This window comes from Micromonospora sp. NBRC 110037, assembly GCF_001652995.1.
GTDB lineage: Bacteria > Actinomycetota > Actinomycetes > Mycobacteriales > Micromonosporaceae > Micromonospora > Micromonospora chalcea.
Genome location: NZ_BBVA01000007.1, coordinates 254,082 through 272,831, shown reverse-complemented (window position 1 = coordinate 272,831; position 18,750 = coordinate 254,082). Strand labels below are relative to the sequence as shown.

At 74.0% G+C, this 18,750-nt stretch carries 19 protein-coding genes; 14 read left to right on the top strand and 5 right to left on the bottom strand.

The features are described from left to right. Nucleotides 1-89: 89 nt before the first annotated feature. Nucleotides 90-1,391 (bottom strand): 3-phosphoshikimate 1-carboxyvinyltransferase, encoded by a 1,302-nt coding sequence (gene aroA, locus A4R25_RS21685; protein WP_064447938.1) that lies wholly within the window; start codon nucleotides 1,389-1,391, stop codon nucleotides 90-92. Nucleotides 1,392-1,493: 102 nt separating this feature from the next. Between aroA and A4R25_RS21680 the strand changes: the two genes are divergently transcribed. The 5 genes from A4R25_RS21680 (at nucleotide 1,494) to rsrA (ending at nucleotide 4,839) form a co-directional block, all read left to right on the top strand. Further along, nucleotides 1,494-2,201, top strand: coding sequence for an SOS response-associated peptidase (locus tag A4R25_RS21680; protein ID WP_064447887.1), 708 nt, complete (start codon nucleotides 1,494-1,496; stop codon nucleotides 2,199-2,201). Nucleotides 2,202-2,413: 212 nt separating this feature from the next. Then, nucleotides 2,414-2,806, top strand: coding sequence for a WhiB family transcriptional regulator (locus tag A4R25_RS21675; protein WP_030503699.1), 393 nt, complete (start codon nucleotides 2,414-2,416; stop codon nucleotides 2,804-2,806). A gap of 96 nt (nucleotides 2,807-2,902) precedes the next feature. Next, complete coding sequence (locus A4R25_RS21670) at nucleotides 2,903-3,514, top strand: alpha/beta family hydrolase (RefSeq protein ID WP_064447886.1); 612 nt, start codon at nucleotides 2,903-2,905, stop codon at nucleotides 3,512-3,514. A 228-nt stretch (nucleotides 3,515-3,742) separates the two neighbouring features. Then, on the top strand, nucleotides 3,743-4,549 hold the full coding sequence (locus A4R25_RS21665; protein WP_043328498.1) for a sigma-70 family RNA polymerase sigma factor: 807 nt from the start codon (nucleotides 3,743-3,745) through the stop codon (nucleotides 4,547-4,549). A 2-nt stretch (nucleotides 4,550-4,551) separates the two neighbouring features. After that, nucleotides 4,552-4,839, top strand: a complete 288-nt coding sequence (rsrA, locus tag A4R25_RS21660) for a mycothiol system anti-sigma-R factor (RefSeq protein ID WP_043330951.1) — start codon at nucleotides 4,552-4,554, stop codon at nucleotides 4,837-4,839. Between the two features lie 83 nt (nucleotides 4,840-4,922). Here rsrA and A4R25_RS32245 read toward each other — a convergent pair whose 3' ends face one another. After that, nucleotides 4,923-4,997 carry a 50S ribosomal protein bL37 gene (locus A4R25_RS32245; protein WP_369752275.1) on the bottom strand — a complete coding sequence of 25 codons (75 nt, stop codon included), beginning with the start codon at nucleotides 4,995-4,997 and terminating at the stop codon, nucleotides 4,923-4,925. 238 nt (nucleotides 4,998-5,235) lie between these two features. On the opposite strand from A4R25_RS32245, the gene A4R25_RS21655 reads away from it, so the two are divergent. Together A4R25_RS21655 and A4R25_RS21650 are read left to right on the top strand one after the other, a co-directional pair. Continuing rightward, nucleotides 5,236-5,451, top strand: a complete 216-nt coding sequence (locus A4R25_RS21655; RefSeq protein WP_043328500.1) for a biotin/lipoyl-binding carrier protein — start codon at nucleotides 5,236-5,238, stop codon at nucleotides 5,449-5,451. Further along, entirely contained in the window at nucleotides 5,448-5,960 is a 513-nt protein-coding gene (locus A4R25_RS21650; RefSeq protein ID WP_064447885.1) for a GNAT family N-acetyltransferase, read from the top strand. Before A4R25_RS21655 ends, A4R25_RS21650 begins: the two co-directional genes overlap by 4 nt. A 6-nt stretch (nucleotides 5,961-5,966) precedes the next feature. Here A4R25_RS21650 and A4R25_RS21645 read toward each other — a convergent pair whose 3' ends face one another. Further along, the gene (locus tag A4R25_RS21645) at nucleotides 5,967-6,542 is read right to left on the bottom strand and encodes a TetR/AcrR family transcriptional regulator (RefSeq protein ID WP_064447884.1); all 576 of its coding nucleotides are present in this window, start codon (nucleotides 6,540-6,542) and stop codon (nucleotides 5,967-5,969) included. 119 nt (nucleotides 6,543-6,661) lie between these two features. Between A4R25_RS21645 and A4R25_RS21640 the strand changes: the two genes are divergently transcribed. Continuing rightward, nucleotides 6,662-8,254, top strand: coding sequence for an MDR family MFS transporter (locus A4R25_RS21640; protein ID WP_064447883.1), 1,593 nt, complete (start codon nucleotides 6,662-6,664; stop codon nucleotides 8,252-8,254). Nucleotides 8,255-8,478: 224 nt separating this feature from the next. Here A4R25_RS21640 and A4R25_RS21635 read toward each other — a convergent pair whose 3' ends face one another. After that, a complete protein-coding gene (locus A4R25_RS21635) occupies nucleotides 8,479-10,077 on the bottom strand; it encodes a tetratricopeptide repeat protein (RefSeq protein ID WP_043328508.1) in 1,599 nt (532 codons plus the stop codon). Nucleotides 10,078-10,261: 184 nt separating this feature from the next. On the opposite strand from A4R25_RS21635, the gene A4R25_RS21630 reads away from it, so the two are divergent. Both A4R25_RS21630 and A4R25_RS21625 read left to right on the top strand, forming a co-directional pair. Then, the gene (locus A4R25_RS21630; RefSeq protein WP_043328510.1) at nucleotides 10,262-11,290 is read left to right on the top strand and encodes an SIS domain-containing protein; all 1,029 of its coding nucleotides are present in this window, start codon (nucleotides 10,262-10,264) and stop codon (nucleotides 11,288-11,290) included. 25 nt (nucleotides 11,291-11,315) lie between these two features. Then, complete coding sequence (locus A4R25_RS21625; protein WP_064447882.1) at nucleotides 11,316-12,905, top strand: PAS domain-containing sensor histidine kinase; 1,590 nt, start codon at nucleotides 11,316-11,318, stop codon at nucleotides 12,903-12,905. On the opposite strand, the gene A4R25_RS21620 is transcribed toward A4R25_RS21625, so the two are convergent. Further along, nucleotides 12,880-14,751: a glycosyltransferase family 39 protein gene (locus tag A4R25_RS21620; RefSeq protein WP_064447937.1), complete on the bottom strand. Its 1,872-nt coding sequence runs from the start codon at nucleotides 14,749-14,751 to the stop codon at nucleotides 12,880-12,882. The genes A4R25_RS21625 and A4R25_RS21620 overlap by 26 nt on opposite strands. A 657-nt stretch (nucleotides 14,752-15,408) precedes the next feature. Between A4R25_RS21620 and A4R25_RS21615 the strand changes: the two genes are divergently transcribed. Genes A4R25_RS21615 through A4R25_RS21605 form a run of 4 tightly spaced genes read left to right on the top strand, consistent with a single transcriptional unit; the run spans nucleotide 15,409 to nucleotide 18,750 of the window. Next, a complete protein-coding gene (locus A4R25_RS21615; protein WP_043330952.1) occupies nucleotides 15,409-17,118 on the top strand; it encodes a nitrite/sulfite reductase in 1,710 nt (569 codons plus the stop codon). Beyond that, a complete protein-coding gene (locus tag A4R25_RS31545; RefSeq protein ID WP_013288361.1) occupies nucleotides 17,115-17,273 on the top strand; it encodes a hypothetical protein in 159 nt (52 codons plus the stop codon). Before A4R25_RS21615 ends, A4R25_RS31545 begins: the two co-directional genes overlap by 4 nt. Continuing rightward, nucleotides 17,270-18,019 carry a phosphoadenylyl-sulfate reductase gene (locus A4R25_RS21610; protein ID WP_043328516.1) on the top strand — a complete coding sequence of 250 codons (750 nt, stop codon included), beginning with the start codon at nucleotides 17,270-17,272 and terminating at the stop codon, nucleotides 18,017-18,019. The genes A4R25_RS31545 and A4R25_RS21610 overlap by 4 nt, the downstream gene beginning before the upstream one ends. Then, the gene (locus A4R25_RS21605) at nucleotides 18,001-18,750 is read left to right on the top strand and encodes a sirohydrochlorin chelatase (protein ID WP_181373784.1); all 750 of its coding nucleotides are present in this window, start codon (nucleotides 18,001-18,003) and stop codon (nucleotides 18,748-18,750) included. Before A4R25_RS21610 ends, A4R25_RS21605 begins: the two co-directional genes overlap by 19 nt.

Here is an 18,750-nt window from a genome sequence, read left to right as displayed (position 1 = left end):
GTACGCGGCCGCGACGACCGGCCCGGTCGGACCCGGACGTCGTCCTCGTCGTACTCGCGCCGCTTCGTCGCCAGGACGTCCCCCCGCTGTCAGTTCTTGCCGGTCACCATCCCCGACCATAGTGCCGGGAACTCCGGCATGGTCTTGGAGGTGCACGCCACGTCGTCGACCTCGATGCCGGGGACGGCCAGCCCGGCCACCGCCGCCGCGTGCGCCATCCGGTGGTCGGCGTACGTGCGGAACGTCCCGCCGCGCAGCGGGCGGGGCCGGATGTCCAGCCCGTCGGGGGTCTCGGTGATGTCCGCGCCGAGCGCGGTGAACTCCTTGGCGAGTGCGGTGACCCGGTCGGTCTCGTGGCCCCGGATGTGGCCGATGCCGGTGAGCCGGGACGGGCCGTCGGCCAGTAGCGTGAGCGCGGTCAGCACCGGGGTCAGCTCGCCGACGTCGGAGAGGTCGGCGTCCAGCCCGCGTACCGTGCCGGTGCCCCGCACGGTCAGGCCGTCGGTGCCGAGCGTCACCTCGCCGCCCATCCGGTGCAGCAGCTCCCGCAGCCGCTCGACCGGCTGGAGGCTGCTGCGCGGCCAGTCCTGCAACGTCACCTCGCCGCCGGTGACCAGCGCGGCGGCGAAGAACGGCGCGGCGCCGGAGAGGTCGGGTTCGATCTCCCAGCCCCGCCCGGACAGCGGGCCCGGCTCGACGGCCCAGACGTCCGGCGTGGTGTCGTCCACCGCGGCGCCGGCGGCGCGCAGCATCTGCACCGTCATCCGCAGGTGCGGCGCGGACGGGACCGGGGGACCCTGGTGCCGGACCACCACGCCCCGGTCGAACCGGGGCGCGGCCAGCAGCAGCCCGGAGACGAGCTGGCTGGACGCGGAGGCGTCGATGACCACGTCGCCGCCGGTCACCTGCCCGGCGCCGAGCACGACGAGCGGCAGGCTGCCCGTCGGCGGGGCGTCGATGCGGACGCCGAGCGCCCGCAGCGCGCCGATCAGCGGGCCGAGCGGGCGGGTGCGGGCGTGCGGGTCGCCGTCGAACGTGACCCGGCCGGCGGCCAGCCCCGCCACCGGCGGCAGGAAGCGCATCACCGTGCCGGCCAGGCCGACGTCGACGTGCGCCGGCCCGGCGAGCGGATGCGGGCGGACCAGCCAGCGGTCGTCGTCGGAGATGGACATGTGCGCGCCCAGCTCGCGCAGGCCGCCGGCCATCAGCTCGGTGTCCCGGGCGCGCAGCGGCCGGGCCAGTGTCGACGGCCCGCTGGCCAGCGCGCCGAGCACCAGGGCCCGGGCGGTCATCGACTTGGAGCCGGGCAGGCGCAGTGTCGCGGCGACCGGGTCGCTGGCGGTCGGCGCGGTCCACGGTTGCGGCTGACGGGTAGCGATCGGATTCCCCACGGTCACATTCTGCCAAGTTCCCGGCCCGGTGGAACCGTCCGTGGCCGCTGCTCCCGTTGGGCGGGACAGCCGAAACGTCCGGATGGGGCTAGCGTGGGCGCCATGTGCGGGAGGTACGCCACGACCCGGAGCGCCGGTGACCTGAGCGCGCTGTTCTCCTCGGCTGACGAGACCGGCGGGGTGGCGCCGGACTTCAACGTCGCCCCGACCGATCCGGTGCCGCTGGTCCGGCTCGCTCCGGAGGGGCACCGGCTGCTCTCCCTGGGCCGCTGGGGGCTGTTGCCGGGGTGGTCCCACAGCGCCGCCGGCGCCGCCCGCATGATCAACGCGCGGGCCGAGACGGTCGCGACCAGCCGGGCGTACGCGCCGTCGTTCGCCCGGCGCCGGTGCCTGGTGCCGGCCGACGGGTGGTACGAGTGGGTCCGGCTCGCCGGTGGCGGGCGGCAGCCCTACTTCATGACGCCCCGGGACGGCTCGGTGCTCGCCTTCGCCGGCATCTGGTCGGTGTGGGAGTCGGCCGGGGTGGCCCGGCTCACGTTCAGCGTGCTCACCACCGCTGCGGTCGGCGAGCTGGCCGAGGTGCACGACCGGATGCCGCTGCTGCTGGCGCCGGATCGCTGGGCGGATTGGCTCGGCCCCGCCGACGACCCGGCCGGATTGCTCGCGCCGCCCGACGCCGGCCTGCTCGCCGGGCTGGAGATCCGCCCGGTCTCCCGGGCGGTCGGCGACGTCCGCAACGACGGTCCCGAGCTGATCGCGCGGGTGTCTCCGGAGGGCGTGGAGGCGGTCTCCGGGCCGACCCTGTTCTGATCACGCTCCGCCACATCGACGCGCCCCGTTTGCCGGGGTTGCGCCGGAAAAGTCGCCCGGACGTTCAGTCAGTTTCATTGAAGACTCTTGTCCTTACGTATGCGAATGCGATAGAACACAGCGCCGGTGATGGGCGTTGGTTCGCACGGGGCGACGACACCCATCGATCTTGCTGAAAGATCTCTGCCGGTCCCACGGGGGAGGTGGGTGTATTGACACGGGCACGCATGCCCCGCCCGCACGAGGTCGCCGCGGCACGGCGCGACCCACGACTGCTGCGGGCTCTGCACGAACGACGCCAGGACGAGGCGTGGCGCACCAGAGGCACCTGTCAGAACGTCGATCCGGAGACGTTCTTCCCGGCGCCGAACGAGCCGGCCGACGCGGCGGTGGCGCTCTGCCGCACGTGCGACGTCCAGGGCTCCTGCCTGGCCTGGGCGCTGGAGGTGGGCGACTGCCACGGCGTCTGGGGCGGCACCACGCCGCGCGAGCGCCGAGCCATGCTCGTGGCCTGGCGCAGCGAGGTCCAGCCCGATCCGGACGCGATCGACGACGCCGGCCCGCCGGTGCGTGACCGCCTGCTCACCCTGGTGCCGCTGAGCTGATCCCTCGTCGCCCGTGGCCCGTCCGCGGGCCACGGGCGACGACCGGTTCGGCCCGTCCCGGCGCCGCCGGCCGACCGGCACGCGCAGAATGGGCCGGTGCGGCACGACGACGAGATCGACACACCCCGGGGACGGGCGCGGTTCCGCTTCCACCCGCCCGCAGACGGCTCGACAGTGCTGGTGCTGGGCCACGGGGCAGGCGGCGACGTGGACGCGCCGGACCTCACGGCGGTCCGGGACGCGGTGCGCGACGCCGGGGCCGGGGTGGCCCTGGTGACCCAGCCGTACCGGGTCGCCGGGCGGCGCGCGCCCGCTCCCGCCGGGCACCTCGACGAGGCGTGGACGGCGGTGCTGGCCGAGCTTCGCCAGCGCGCCCCGCAGGTGCGCGACTGGGTGGTCGGCGGCCGGTCCAGCGGCGCCCGGGTGGCCTGCCGCACCGCCGCCGCCGTCGGGGCGGCCGGAGTCGTCGCGCTGGCGTTCCCGCTGCACCCGCCGGGCCGGCCGGAACGCTCCCGGGCCGCGGAACTGCTCACCGGGCTGCCCACGCTCGTGGTCAACGGCGACCGGGACCCGTTCGGCGTGCCCGAACCCGGCCCGGGGATCGAGGTGGTGGTCCGGCCGGGACAGCGGCACGACCTGCGGGGCGACCCGGCCGGCACGGCCGCCGTGGTCCGGGACTGGCTGCGCGTACACGGATGGTTGTCCTGAGCGGCGGCGCGCGCCGTGACCGTCGCCCGCGGCGGGTCGTTGCACCGGTTGGTGCCGGCCGCCCGGTTCGGGTGCGCCGGGGCCACCCTCCCAGGCCCTTCCTGGTCCCAGCGGCGGTCGCGGCCGCCGCCGGGGCCAGGATCGGGTGGGACCGGTGGAATGCCGCACCCCGTACCTCGCGTTACCTCCCTGTGGACGACGACAGTGCCAGCGCGAGGGGGGTGACCGGTGCCGATACAGACACGGAGCCGGGAACGGGACGAACGGGACGAGCGGCAGCTCAGGCGGCTGCTCGACGCGCCGGAGTGGCCCGCGGCGTCGGTCGTGAGCACCGGCACAGACTCCGGAAGTGAATCTGCCGGAAAGTGGGTACGCGTATCCTCAGCGGGAAAGCATCCGACGCGAGGGGATGTGCGGTTGACCACCGAGAAGACGGACGAGCGCAGGGCCCGCTTCGAGCGGGACGCTATGCCCTTCGTCGACCAGCTCTACGCCGCCGGTCTGCGGATGACCCGCAACCCGGCCGACGCGGAGGACCTGGTTCAGGAGACGTACCTGAAGGCGTACGCCGCCTTCCACCAGTTCGAGCAGGGCACGAACCTGAAGGCCTGGCTCTACCGGATCCTGACCAACACCTACATCAACACCTACCGTAAGCGGCAGCGGCAGCCCATTCAGGCGCCGACCGAGGAGATCACCGACTGGCAGCTCGCCGAGGCCGAGTCGCACACCTCCAGCGGCCTGCGCTCGGCCGAGACGGAGGCGCTCGACCGGCTCCCGGACAGCGACGTCAAGGAGGCCCTCCAGCAGTTGCCGGAGGAGTTCCGCCTGGCCGTCTACCTGACCGACGTCGAGGGCTTCTCCTACAAGGAGGTCGCCGACATCATGGGCACGCCGATCGGCACCGTGATGTCCCGTCTGCACCGTGGCCGACGTAATCTGCGGAAGCTGCTCGAGCAGTACGCGGCGGAGCGCGGTTTCAGCGCCGCCTCGTCGAAGAAGGGTTCGACCGCCGCCGCCAGCCGGGAGGTGTGACCGTGAGCTGTGGACAACCGCACGAGACGGACTGCCGCGAGGTGCTCGCCGAGGTCTACCTCTACCTCGACCTGGAGTGCGGCGAGGAGCGCCGGCTGCTGATCCGGCACCACCTGGACGAGTGCGGGCCGTGCCTGCGCGAGTACGGCATCGAGCAGGAGGTCAAGGCGCTCGTGGCCCGGTGCTGCGGCAACGACTCGGCGCCGGAGAAGCTGCGTGAGCGGCTGCGTCTGCGGCTGACCGAGCTGGTGGTCTTCGAGACCACCGAGTCCCGCGAACTGGCCGACTGAACAAGCGACGGAACGGCCCGGGTCCGAATGATCGGACCCGGGCCGTCACGCGTTTCCGGCAGGTGCCGCGCTGTTCCCGATGATCAGGAGTTGGGGCGCTTGCCGTGGTTGGCGCTGCTCTTCTTCCGGGCCTTCTTCTTGCGGGCCTTCTTCGCCATGCTCTGCCTCCTTGTGCTGGTCACGGTTCCGTCCGCGGCTGGCCGCGGCGGAGGTCGCGGTGTGGCTCCCCGGCTCGCCGGTGGCCGACCCGCACGATGCTAGTGCCGACGCAGCCCGCCGGAGCGCGGTGGGGCGCATCGCGTGCCCGGTGGTGCGCGGCCCGGCGTGACCGGCGTCATGATTGGATACCGTTCGCAGGACTGTCGGGGAGTCGTCGGGGAGAGGGAGGGCCGGAAGATGGCCGAGGAGATCCGCGCCGAGATGGTGGCGAACGTCTGGAAGGTCGTGGTGTCGGCCGGCGACACCGTGTCCGAGGGCGACACGCTCGTCATCCTGGAGTCGATGAAGATGGAGATCCCGGTGGTCGCCGAGTCCGACGGCGTGGTGCAGCGCCTCGCCGTCAACGAGGGAGACGTGGTGCAGGACGGCGACCTGATCGCGGAGATCGGTTGACCGCCCTGCTGGTGCGCCGCGCCGAGCCGGCGGACTTCCCGGCCGTGGCGCGGCTGACTGTGGCCGCGTACGAGGCGGACGGCCAGCTCAAGGACGAGAGCGGGTACGCGCCGGTGCTCGCCGACGTGGCCACCCGCGCCCAGACCGGCGAGGTGCTGGTGGCCGTCGACGACACCACCGGCCAGGTGCTCGGCGCGGTGACGTTCGTGCTGCCCGGCACCCCGTACGCCGAACTCGCCGGCCCGGGCGAGGCGGAGTTCCGGATGCTCGCGGTGGATCCGGCCGCGCAGGGCCGGGGCGCCGGCGCCGCGCTCGCGGCCGCGTGCGTGACGCGCGCGACCGAGCTGGGATGCACGGCGGTGGTGATCTGCGTACGCGCCGGGATGGCGGCGAACGCGCACCGCCTCTACGAGCGGCTCGGGTTCGTCCGGCTGCCGGAGAAGGACTGGTCGCCGCTGCCCGGCATCGACCTGCTCGGTCTGCGACTGGACCTGACCGCGGCGGGCTGAACCGGCTCAGCCCTGGCCGGTCTCGCCGATCTTGGCGAGCAGCTCGTCGGCCACCTCGAGCGCGATCCGCTTCCGCTCGTCGTCGGTGATGCCGGGCGCGCGGACCGCGAACCAGCTGGTGTGCACCGCGAACAGCGTCAGCGTGGCGCGCAGCTGGGCGGCCGGCGAGTCGTCACCCCGGCACAGCTCGTGGGCCAGCCGCATCATCCGGTCCCGCATCTGCTGGCCGGCGACCAGGCTCTTGAGCACCGTCTGGTTCTGCTCGAAGAAGCGCATCACCTGGGGCAGGTCGCCGGCGAACATGCTGTCGGCGTACCGCCCGAGCAGGGCGCGGCGGGTCGCCAGGGTGGGTGGCTGGTCGGCGGCCCAGGCGATCAGCTCGTCCATCCGGCGCAGCCGGTCGTCGACGAAGCTGGTGACGATCTCGTCCTTGCTCTTGAAGTGGTAGTAGAGCGCCGCCTTCGTGACGCCGAGCCGCTCGGCGATCTCCCGCAGTGACGTCTTCTCGTAGCCCTGCTCGGTGAAGAGTTCCAAGGCGACGGCCTGGATGCGCTGCCGTGTGCCTCCTGTGGTCTCCCTCACCAGCCGACTTCCTTCCAATCCGCTTGACGTCCGACCGTCATCAGCTTACCGTCCGGCTAGTAAGCAAACTAGCCGGGCGGCAAGTAAGTTGATCACATGATCTGCGGGGGAGCCTACCGATGAGTCAACAAGCCCCGGTCGTCGCGAGACCGAACATCCGCGTCGTCCTGTTCGGCCTGATGATCGCGATGATGCTCGCGATGCTCGACAACATGATCGTCAGCACCGCGCTGCCGCGGATCGTCTTCGAGTTCGGGGGCGCCGACCACTTCACCTGGGTGGTCACCGCGTACGTGCTGGGCACTACTGTCTCCACGCCGATCTGGGGCAAACTCGGCGACCTCTACGGACGCAAGGCCGTCTTCCTCACCGCCGTCGTCGTGTTCCTGGTCGGCTCGGCGCTGTGCGGCATGTCCGGCTCCGGAGTCTTCGGCGGCGCCGACAGCGGCATGATCGAGCTGATCGCGTTCCGCGCCGTGCAGGGCCTCGGCGCCGGTGGCCTGATGGTCGGCGTCATGGCGATCATCGGTGACCTGGTGCCGCCCCGCGAGCGGGGCCGCTACCAGGGCATGATCGCCGGCATCATGGCCATCGCCATGGTCGCGGGGCCGCTGGTCGGCGGCTTCATCACCGACAACCTCTCCTGGCGGTGGGCGTTCTACGTCAACCTGCCGCTGGGCGGCGTGGCGCTGCTGGTCCTGGCCACCACCATGCACCTGCCGAAGTACCGCACCGAGCACAAGATCGACTGGCTGGGCGCGGCGCTGCTGTCCGTGGGCATCACCGCGATCGTGCTGGTCACCACCTGGGGCGGCAACCAGTACGACTGGGCCTCGCCGCAGATCCTCGGCCTCGCCGTGCTGGCGGTGGCCGCGCTCGGCGTGTTCGCTCTCGTCGAGCGGCGCGCGCCCGAGCCGATCCTGCCGCTGAGCCTGTTCGCCAACCGCAACTTCGCGCTGATCTCGGTGATCGGGTTCCTGCTCGGCTTCGCCATGTTCGGGGCGATGAACTTCCTGCCGCTCTACCAGCAGACCGTCCAGGGCGCCTCGGCCACCAACAGCGGCCTGCTGCTGCTCCCGCTCATGTTCGGCATGCTCGTGGTCTCGCTCGTGGTCGGCCGGACGATCACCAAGACCGGCCGCTACCGGGCCTTCCCGATCGTCGGCGGCGTCGTGATGGCCGCCGGGATGGGCCTGCTCAGCCTGCTCGACGTGGACACCAGCAAGGCGCAGTCCTCGCTCTACATGGTCGTGCTCGGCGTCGGCATGGGCTTCCTGATGCAGACCTCGATGCTGATCGCGCAGAACAGCGTCGAGCAGAAGGACCTCGGCGCCGCCAGCGGCGCCGCCACGTTCTTCCGGTCCATCGGCGGCTCGTTCGGCGTCTCCCTCTTCGGCGCGATCTTCGCCAACCGTCTCGCCGACTCGGCGGCCGGCCCCGCGTTCGCGGGCTCGGGTGGCGGCGAGGGCGGCGCGATGAACCTGGAAGCCCTCAAGAAGCTCACCGGCCCGATGCGCGAGGCGGTGCTCGGCGGCCTCGCCGACGCCATCTCGCACGTCTTCTTCTGGGCGGTCCTCTTCACCGTGGCCGTGCCGGTGCTCGCCTGGTTCATCAAGGAGGTGCCGCTGCGCGCGACGAACGACGTGCGGCCGGCCGGCCCCACGCCGGAGGACGAGGCCGAGGCCGCGCTCGGCAAGGCCCCCGTCGCCTGACTCACCCGCCGCAGCCCCGCGCCCCCACCCCGGGGGTACGCGGGGCCGCCGCGTATCCACCCCAGCGAGGCACCCGGTGCCTTCCGCCCGCTGCCCGCCACATCGGGGGAGTGGTGGGGTCGGAGGGGAGTTGATCGCGCCACCTCGGCGAAGTGGCGGCGCTCGGCTGGGTGGTGGGGGCCGGGGAGCCGGCCGGAAATGGGGCCCCGGAACGGTCCCGGCGCTCAGCCTCTGCGGAACAGGGCGGTGAGGCGTCGCCAGAGGCGGCGCAGCGGGCCTCCGCCGGCGCCGGCGATGAGCGAGTCGGCGGTGGCGCGGGCGGCCGGGTCGAGGGCCGGGGTCGCCCGCGCCAGATAGGCGAGCGACACCGCCACCGGGGTACGCCGGGCGGCGCCGGATGCCACCTCGGTGAGCCGCCCGGCCACCACGGCGGCCACGTCGGCGCGGGTGGCCGGGTCCACCCAGGCGGCGGTGACCAGGGCGAACAGCGCCGCCTCGGCGGCCGGGCCGGGATCGGTGGCCAGTTCGTGCAGCACCCGCCGCCGGGTCGACGACTCCCACGGCTCGTCGGTGCGGTGGTGCAGCAGGCCGAGGCAGGCCCAGACCTGCGCGCAGCGTCTCCACAGTGCCGGGTCCTGCCCGCCGAGCACGCGGCCCAGCGCGGTGGCGGGTGCCTCCGGCGGGTGCGCCAGCAGTGCGAGCAGGTCGGCGAGGTCCAGTGTGGCCAGCCCGACGGCGGCGTCGTACGCGGCCGGGGGGTGCGCCCACGCCGGGTGCGCCAGGTGCTGGAGGCGGCGTACCGCGGCTGCCGAGGGGGCGGGCCCGTCGGGGGACGGGAAATCGTCGTCTGCCGGTGTGACCTGACCCAGCCAGGGCCGCCCCCGGCAGCATTCGGCGAGGTCGCCGTGCTCGTGCGTGTCGTCCGGATGTTCCCGGACGAAATCGGCGAGCGCCACCAGGTGGTCCACGTCGCCGTCGCGCAGGTAGCGCAGCCGGTGCGCGGTGTGCACGGCACAGTCGAAGGTGGGGTCCTTCGCCAGCGCCCGGTCGATCCAGCCCAGCGCCGCGTCGAGCCGGCCGTTGTCGGCGAGCGTGCCGGCGATGTCCGCGTAGACGGCGAGGTCGTCGGGGTCGAGCGCGACAGCCCGTTCCAGCGCCGCCAGCGCCTCGCCGGTGCGGCCGGCGCTGCGGTACGCGTACCCGAGCCACACCTCGCCGAGTTTGGTGGGCTGTGCGCGTACCCCCCGGGTGGCCCAGGTGACGGCGAGGGTGACCTCGCCGAGGCGCCGGGCCAGCGCGGACGCCGCGCCCAGCAGCAGCGGGTGGGCCGGATGCACGGTGATCGCGTTGCGGGCCAGCGTGAGGTACGGCGCCAGCGGCTCGCGCAGCCGGCGCGGCGCGGGGTCGGGCGCCGCCGCGCAGACCTGCATGAGGATCCGGGCGGTGCGTTCGGGGTCGAGGCGTTCCGGCAGGTCGGTGGCGGTCACCCAGGGTACGGCGGCCCACGGCGCGGCGGGCGCGTAGCCGGTGGCGGCGGCCAGCAGGTCGAGCCCTTCGGCGGGCCGGCCGGCGGCGGCGAGCAGGTGCGCGCGGGCCACCACGGCGCCGACGAACGCCTGCTGACCGAGCGGGAAGAGGTCCAGGTCGCCGCCGCTGGCCGCGTCCAGCCGGGCGAGCGCTTCGTGCGCCTCGGGCAGCGTGGGGGAGCGGACCAGCGCGGCGGCGATGTGGTCGGCGGCGTGCCGCAGGTCGCCCTCGCCCAGCGCCAGCCGGGCCAGCGCGAGTTCCTCCTCCGCCGAGAGCGCGGCGTCGTCCTCGGGCACGTCGTCCTTCCGCCGGTCGGGGTCGGTCAGCCGGGCAAGCCTAGGGGATCTTCCGTCAATTAGTGATCCACTGCGCACTCCTGCTCGTTGCGTTGATTGAGGCTGCTGAAACGTGCAAGACTGAGCATCGAACGCGCGAGAAACGCGCAGAAGGAGGTCTGGAGTGACGCGAGCAGGGGCCGGTATGGCCGCCGACATCGACGAGCAGCCGGCCGGTTACGAGCGTCTGCTCTCCGCCGAGCACGCCGCGGCGATCGCCGAGGTCGCGGCCGTCGTCGCGCAGCGGCGCCCCCGGCACGTGGTGTTCACCGCGCGGGGCACCTCCGACCACGCCGCGCTCTACGCGGCCTACCTGACCGAGATCCGCCTCGGACTGCCCGCCGGGCTGGCCTCGCCCAGCGCGATCACCGTCTTCGGCGCCCGGCCCGACCTCTCCGACGCGCTCGTCGTCGGCGTCAGCCAGAGCGGCGGCTCGCCCGACCTCGCCGAGGTGCTGCGGGTCGCCCGCGCCTCCGGCGCGCTCACCCTGGCCGTCACCAACAACCCCGGCTCGCCGCTGGTCGAGACCGCCGAGCTGAGCGTGGACATCGCCGCCGGCCACGAGCGGGCGGTCGCCGCCACCAAGACCTACACCGCCGAACTGCTCGCGCTGCTCATGCTGATCGAGGGGGTACGCGCCGGCGACGGCGTGCTGCCCGCCGAGGAGCGCGCCGCGCTGAGCCGGCTGCCCGAGCTGGCCGCGCAGACGCTCGCCGACGACACCCCGGCCCGGCTCGCGCCGCGCTACCGGTTCGCCGCCCAGCTCGTCACCACCGGCCGGGGGTACGCGTACCCGACCGCGCGCGAGGCGGCGCTGAAGCTGATGGAGACCTCGTACCTGCCGGCGCTCGCCTTCTCCGGCGCCGACCTGCTGCACGGCCCGCTCGCCATGACCGACCCGGACGTACCGGTGCTCGCCGTCGTCGGCTCCGGCCCCGGCGGCACGTCGATGCGCGAGGTGCTGCCCCGCCTCGGCGAGCGCCGCGCCGACGTGGTGGTGGTCGGCTCCGCCGACGTCGGCGAGACCCGGATGGCGGTGCCCGAGGTCGACGAGCGGTACGCGCCGCTGCTCGACATCCTGCCGCTGCAACGGCTCGCGCTGGCCCTGGCGCTGGCCCGGGGCGAGGACCCGGACGCGCCGCGCGGCTTGAAGAAGGTCACGGCGACGATGTGAGGCCCGGCGTGGCACGCTGTGTGGCGTGTCCACCCTCCGTGACCTCGCCGAGGAGCACACCGCGCTCCGCCCGGCCGACATCGACCACCTGCACCGGATCGCCGGCGACTGGCAGCTGCTGTCCGACCTGTCCTTCGCCGACCTGCTGCTCTGGGTGCCGGTGGACGGCGACGGCACGTTCCTCTGCGTGGCCCAGGTCCGTCCCACCACCGCCCCGACCGCCTACCTGGACGACCAGGTCGGGCGGATCGTCGGCGGGGCCGAGGTGGCCCACCTGGAGGTGGCCTACCGGCAGGGACGGATCTGGCGCGAGGGCGACCCGGTCTGGTACGGCGACGTCCCGGCCCGCCACGAGGCGATCCCGGTCCGGCTGCGCACCGGCGACGGTGAAGCCGGCGAGGTGATCGCCGTGGTGGGCCGGGACACCAACCTGTCCACCGCGCGCACCCCCAGCCAGCTCGAACTGAACTACCTGACCACCGCCGACGACCTGGCCCAGATGATCGCCGATGGCACGTTCCCGCCGCCCCGGCACCCCGGCGAGACCACCTCGGCGCCCCGGGTCGGCGACGGCCTGGTGCGGCTCGACGCCAACGGCAAGGTCACCTACGCCAGCCCGAACGCCCAGTCCGCGTACCGCCGCCTCGGCTACGCCTCCCACCTCGTCGGCGAGGACCTGGCCAAGCTGCACCGCCGGCTCGCCGGCGACCCCCTCGAAGGCACCGACGCGGGCAACGCCGTGCTCGCCGCGCTGCGCGGCGAGGCGCCGCCCCGGCGGGAGATCGACGCCCGCGGCGCGACCATGCTCACCCGGGCGCTGCCGCTGATGCCCGCCGGAGTGCCGATCGGCGCGCTGGTGCTGGTCCGCGACATCACCGAGGTACGCCGCCGCGACCGCGCCCTGATCACCAAGGACGCCACCATCCGGGAGATCCACCACCGGGTGAAGAACAACCTCCAGACCGTCGCCGCGCTGCTGCGCCTGCAGGCCCGGCGGGTCTCCATGCCCGAGGCCCGGGTCGCGCTGGAGGAATCGGTACGCCGGGTCGCCTCGATCGCGCTGGTGCACGAGACGCTCTCCATGTCCAGCGACGAGGCGGTCGAGTTCGACGGCATCGTGGACCGGGTCGCCAGCGCCGCCACCGAGGTCGCCGCCACCGAGGTGAGTGTCGGCATGCGCCGCCGCGGCACGTTCGGCGTCCTGCCCGCCGAGATCGCCACCTCGCTGGTGATGGTGCTCAACGAGCTGCTGCTCAACGCCGTCGAGCACGGTTTCCCGTCGGCCGAGGAGGAGGCGGCCGCTCCTCCTGTGGACGTGCCCCGGCCGGAGGCGGGGGTTTCCGCGCCCCGGCCCGAGGTTGTGGTCTCCGCGCACCGGGCGCGCAAGCAACTGCACGTCACGGTGACCGACAACGGCCGGGGGCTGCCCGAGCAGTTCGACGCCGAGCGCGGCGGCAACCTGGGCCTGCAGATCGTCCGGGCGCTGGTCACCGGCGAGCTGCGCGGCACCATCGAGCTGCGTAACGGCGCCGACGGCGGCACCGAGGCGGCCATCGTCGTACCGCTGGCCCGCGGCACCACCGACCGCCTCACCGGACGAGCAGGGCCACTGTGATCCCCGGACGCGGCCACACCTGCCGCACCGTGTAGCCCGCGCGCAACGCGTCGCCCTTCGCACCCGGCACCGCCGCCAACGGGTCCGCGCGCCGGCCGGTGACCACCAGCCACACCCGGTCCACCCCGGCCAGGCACCGCGCCGGGTCGTCGCACTCCACGGCCCAGAGGCTCGCGTCCTGACGCTGGTCGCGGACCACCAGTACGTCGCGTGGCAGCCTCGACCCCAGGTGGTACGCCATGCCGAGATCCGGGAACAGCCAGCCGTCCCGGGGCGAGTAGACGATCGCGTCGCCCGGCCGCTGCCCGGCGCGGATGATCCCGGCCGCGCCCGCGTAGTCGACGGGTGCGCTGCGCGGCCACTCGTGGGTGCGGCGCAGCGCCACCTGATCGGGCAGCCCGAGCAGTCCGGCCAGGACCACCACCGCGATTCCCGCCGCGACCCGTCCGCGCGGCGACGTCGGCCCTTGCTCTGCTTCCGTGGGCGCGGCAGTGCGGCCGGCTGCGGCGGGTGTCGCCGTGCGCGCTGGTCCAGCGGGCGTTGCTTCAGCGGGCGCTGGTCCAGCGGGCGTTGCTTCAGCGGGCGCTGGTTCAGCGGGTGTTGCTTCAGCGGGCGTTGCTGTTGCCGGCGTTCGGGCCGGTGCGGGAGTGACCCGCGCGGCAGCCAGCGCGGCGCCGGCCAGTACGCAGGCGAACGGCACGGTGAAGACCAGGTAGCGGGTCACCCAGAGCGGCACCATCGTTCCGGCGGCGAACATCAGCAGCACCGGCAGCAGCACGGCGGCGGCCGGCAGCAGCGCCCGGCGACCCAGCCGGGCCACGCCGAGCGCCGCGAGCGCGAGCACGAAACCGCCGACGACGCCGCTCTGCGCCAGCGCACCCGGTAGCGCCGCCAGGTCGGGCAGGCGCGCCGGGTCGACCCAGTCGAGCTGTCGACCGCGCTGCCCCCGGGCGACGAGCGCCAGTGGGGTGACGAGCACGACGGCCGGCACCAGCGCCAGCAGCCACCCGGCCAGCGCCTCCCGAGCCTCGCCGGTCACGTTCTGCGGTTCCGCTTCCGGCGCGTCCCTGCCATGCTCCCTGCTCCCGGGATGCGGTGACACCCGTGGCGTTCCACCGGCGTTCGATCTCGTGGCTGGGTGGAACGCCGTGGGTGTCTGCGGGGCGTCGTGACACCCGTGGTGTTCCACTCGCGTTCGATCTCGTGGCTGGGTGGAACGCCACAGGTGTCTGCGGCGTGGCCGGCTCGCGTCGGGCATCTGGGCTCGGGACTGGCCGGGCGGATCGACGACCCCCGCAGGGCCATGTGCGGCGGTCAGCAGCACCACCACGGCGTGCGCGGCGAGCAGGGTGAGCGCGACCAGGTGGAGCAGGCCGAGCGCGGCGACCGCAGCGGCGTACCCGGCCCAGCGTCGCCAGGTCGGCCGGCGCAGCGCCTCGACCAGCAGCAGCGTGGCCAGCACGGCGAGCAGCGTGGCTAGGGCGTACGGGCGGGCCTCCTGCCCGTACCGCGAGGTGACCGGCAGGACCGCGAACAGCAGTCCGGCCAGCAGCCCGGCGCGACGGCCGACCAGCACCGCGCCGAGGCGGGCGGTGAGCGCGGCGGCCACGGCCATGGCGAGCGCGGAGGGCAGTCGCAGCGCCGTCGGCGACGTGCCGGCAATCGCCGTCCAGCCGTGCATGAGCAGGTAGTACGGCCCGGTGGCGGCGTCGATGGTGCGGGTCATCCGGGCCAGGTCGGATAGCGGGCGGGTGGCCGCGCTCCAGGTGGCCAGCTCGTCCCGCCACGGCTGGGCGTGCCCGATCCCGGCCAGCGTCACCACGAGCGTGAGCAGCCCCGGCGTCATCCACACCGCCCAGCCGGGAAGGGCGCGAACAGACGCGGGCCCGAACCTCCTCACCCCCGCAGCGTCACACGCCCGCTCCCGCTCACCCCCCAGCTCCCCCATTTCCCACCCACCCGGCCCACCCCCGCCCGGCCCGGCCCCACCCCGGCCCCCGCCCCGTCGATCATGAGGTTGACGGCACTCACCGTCCCTTTTGCCCCCGCCAACTTCATGATCAACGGTGCGGTGACGGGGGTGGACGGGGGCCGGCGGTGTCGACCAAGGAGATTGCGGCCTGATGTGGCGGGTTGGGGGACGTCAACTCCTTGATCAACGGGAGAGGGCGGGGAGGGAGGGCGGGGGACAGGGATGGGAGTCGATCCCGGTTGGGGCCCGTGATGTGGGATCACAGTGCGGAGCTGTGGTCCGGCCGGGCGTGGTGTGGCAGCATGAGGCACATGACCGCCGCTGTCGTCCGCCGCTTCGTGGCTCGCCGCCACGTCGATTACGGCCGCGTGCGCAGCGCGATCTGTCCGGCCCACTGACGACGCCCGACCCTTCCGTCTCGGGCGCGCACTCGCGCCGGCCGTCATCGACATCGCCGTCCACGGCCCACTCCCGGGCCGGCCGCCGCGTCCGCGCTCGCAGGCACCGCAGCAAGCAATGGAGGACGCCGCGATGGCGGTCAGCAGCACCCCGACCCGTCCCGACTCCCCGGCGCCCGCCGCCCGTGCGCCCCGCCGGCCACGCGGCGAGGGCCAGTGGGCGCTCGGGCACAAAGAGCCGCTCAACCCCAACGAGCGGATCAAGAAGGACGACGACCCGCTGAACGTGCGGGACCGGATCGAGAACATCTACGCCCATCGCGGTTTCGCCTCGATCGACCCGCAGGACCTGCGCGGCCGGTTCCGCTGGTGGGGCCTCTACACCCAGCGCAAGGCCGGCATCGACGGCGGGCGTACCGCAGTCCTGGAGCCGCACGAGCTGGAAGACGAGTTCTTCATGCTCCGCGTCCGGGTGGACGGCGGCCAGCTCAACCTGGCCCAGCTCCGCGTGATCGCGGACATCTCCCGCGAGTTCGCCCGGGACACCGCCGACATCACCGACCGGCAGAACATCCAGTACCACTGGATCCGGGTCGAGGACATGCCGGAGATCTGGCGCCGGCTGGAGGCGGTCGGCCTGCAGACCACCGAGGCGTGCGGCGACTGCCCCCGGATCGTGCTGGGCAGCCCGGTCGCCGGGGTGGCCCGGGACGAGGTGCTCGACCCGACTCCGGCGATCGACGAGATCGTCCGCCGGTACGTCGGCGACAAGGCGTACTCCAACCTGCCCCGCAAGTTCAAGACCTCGATCTCCTGGCTGGTCGACACCCCGTACGAGGCGAACGACATCGCGTTCCTCGGCGTGGAGCACCCGGAGCACGGTCCCGGCTTCGACGTGTGGGTGGGCGGCGGGCTCTCCACCAACCCGATGCTCGCCAAGCGGCTCGGCGTCTGGGTGCCGCTGAACGAGGTGCCGGACGTGTGGGCCGGTGTGGTCGGCATCTTCCGCGACTACGGCTACCGCCGGCTGCGTAACCGGGCCCGGCTGAAGTTCCTGGTCGCCGACTGGGGCGTGGAGCGGTTCCGGGAGGTGCTGGAGAAGGAGTACCTGGGCCGCACGCTGCTGGACGGCCCGGCCGCGGAACTGCCGGCGAAGCCGGTCGACCACATCGGTGTGCACGCCCAGCGTGACGGCGCGAACTACGTCGGCGCGGCCCCGGTGGTGGGCCGGGTCTCCGGCACCCAGCTGGCGCAGCTCGCCGACGTGGTCGAGGCGCACGGCAGCGGCCGGGTGCGGCTCACCCCCTACCAGAAGCTGCTGGTGCTGGACGTGGCGCCGGAGCGGACCGAGGAGCTGGTCACGGCGCTGCGCGGGATCGGCCTGGAGGCCCGGCCGTCGGCGTGGCGGCGCGGCACGATGGCCTGCACCGGCATCGAGTTCTGCAAGCTCGCCATCGTCGAGACCAAGCGGCGCGGCGAGGAACTGGTCGCGCGCCTGGAGGAGCGGCTGCGCGACTTCGACGCGGACATCTCCATCCACCTCAACGGCTGCCCGAACGCCTGCGCCCGCACCCAGGTCGCGGACATCGGGCTCAAGGGCCAGCTCGTGGTCGGCCCGGACGGCCGGCAGGTCGAGGGTTTCCAGGTGCACCTCGGCGGCGGCCTCGGCATGGCCCAGGGCCAGACCGCCGGTTTCGGCCGCAAGCTGCGCGGCCTGAAGACCACCGCCGAGGAGCTTCCGGAGTACGTGGAACGGCTCGCCCGCCGCTACCTGGCCGGCCGGACCGAGGGTGAGACGTTCGCCAACTGGGTGATCAGAGCCGACGAGGAGGAGCTCCGATGAGCGATGCCCGATCTGCGCCTCTCTACTGCCCGTACTGCGGGGAGGAGGACCTGCGACCGCACGAGGCCGGACACGGCGCCTGGGAGTGCCACGCCTGCGCGCGGGTCTTCGCGGTCAAGTTCACCGGTCTGCTGAGCCGGGCGGTGACCCGGTGAGCGGCCTCGTCTCCGCCGCCGGCCTCGGCCTGATCGGCGAGGCCGGGCCGGCCCGCCGGGACCCGGAGGAGTTGCGCGCGCTGGCCGAGGAGGCCGGCCGGGAGCTGGCGGACGCGCCGGCGATCGAGATCGCCCGGTGGGCGGCCGAGACGTTCGGCGAGCGGTTCTGCGTGACCAGCTCGATGGCCGACGGGGTGGTGGCGCACCTGGTCTCCCGGGTCGCGCCCGGCGTCGACGTGGTGTTCCTGGACACCGGGCTGCACTTCCCGGAGACGCTGCGGGTGCGCGACGAGGTGGCCCGCCGGATGCCGGTGCGGGTGCGCTCGATCCGGCCGCGGATGACCGTGGGCCAGCAGGACGGCCAGTACGGTCCGCGGCTGTTCAACAGGTCCCCGGACGACTGCTGCCAGCTGCGCAAGGTGGAGCCGCTGGAGCGGGCGCTGTCCGGGTACGACGCGTGGGCCGCCGGGCTGCGCCGGGACGAGTCGCCGACCCGGGCGAACACGCCGGTGGTGGGCTTCGACGCGCGGCGCGGCAAGGTCAAGGTGAACCCGATCGCGGCGTGGACGCAGCGGGAGGTGGACGCGTACGTGGCCCGGTACGACATCCCGGTCAACGAGCTGTTCGCGCGCGGCTACGGCTCGATCGGCTGCTGGCCGTGCACCCGGCGGACGAAGGCGGGGGAGGACCCGCGGTCCGGTCGCTGGGCGATGTTCGAGAAGACCGAGTGCGGCCTGCACACCTGAGGGCCGGGCCACCCGTGGTGCTGGTGGCGCACGGGAGCCGTGACCCTCGGGCGGCGGAGGCGACCCGGGCGCTGGCCCGGGCCGTGGCGGACACCTGGCCCGGTCGTGCGGTGCTGCCGAGCTGGCTGGACCACACCGATCCCGGCCCGGCCGAGGTGCTGCGCGGGCTTGCCGCCGCCGGCCACTCCCGGGCGGTTCTGGTGCCGCTGCTGCTGACCGCCGCGTACCACCGGAAGGTCGACATCCCGGCGGCGGTCGCGGCGGCCGGCGCCGAGATCGAGGTACGGGTGACCGACGTGCTGGGCCCGGCCGGCTCCGGCGTGGACGGCGGGTTGCTGGACGGGCTGCGCCGCCGCCTGGCGGAGGCGACCGGCGACGGGCCGGGCGGGCTGGACGCGGTGGTGCTGGCGGCGGCCGGTACCCGGGATCCGGCCGCTCGTGCTTCGGTGGGCCGGGTCGCGGCGGCGTTCGGCGCCGGGCTGGGCGTGCCGTGCCGCGTGTCGTACGCCTCGGCGGCGCCGCCGGAGGTCGGCGGCGCGGTGGCGCGACTGCGCGCGGCGGGGGCCCGCCGGGTCGCGGTGGCGGCCTACTTCCTGGCGCCGGGCCGGTTCCACGACGGGGTACGCGCGGCGGCCCGGTCGGCGGGCGCGGTGGCGGTGGCGGAGCCGCTGAACGACCTGCCGGAGTTGGCGGATCTGGTCCGGCGGCGCGTGGACACGGTTGCGGCCTGA

Bases quoted from the DNA above. Each gene is read 5' to 3' on its own strand.
- A4R25_RS21630 (WP_043328510.1), top strand. From the start codon at position 10,262: ATGGCCGCCGACATCGACGAGCAGCCGGCCGGTTACGAGCGTCTGCTC.
- A4R25_RS21640 (WP_064447883.1), top strand. From the start codon at position 6,662: ATGAGTCAACAAGCCCCGGTCGTCGCGAGACCGAACATCCGCGTCGTC.
- A4R25_RS31545 (WP_013288361.1), top strand. From the start codon at position 17,115: ATGAGCGATGCCCGATCTGCGCCTCTCTACTGCCCGTACTGCGGGGAG.
- A4R25_RS21620 (WP_064447937.1), bottom strand. From the start codon at position 14,751: ATGACGCCGGGGCTGCTCACGCTCGTGGTGACGCTGGCCGGGATCGGG.
- A4R25_RS21615 (WP_043330952.1), top strand. From the start codon at position 15,409: ATGGCGGTCAGCAGCACCCCGACCCGTCCCGACTCCCCGGCGCCCGCC.
- A4R25_RS21655 (WP_043328500.1), top strand. From the start codon at position 5,236: ATGGCCGAGGAGATCCGCGCCGAGATGGTGGCGAACGTCTGGAAGGTC.
- A4R25_RS21680 (WP_064447887.1), top strand. From the start codon at position 1,494: ATGTGCGGGAGGTACGCCACGACCCGGAGCGCCGGTGACCTGAGCGCG.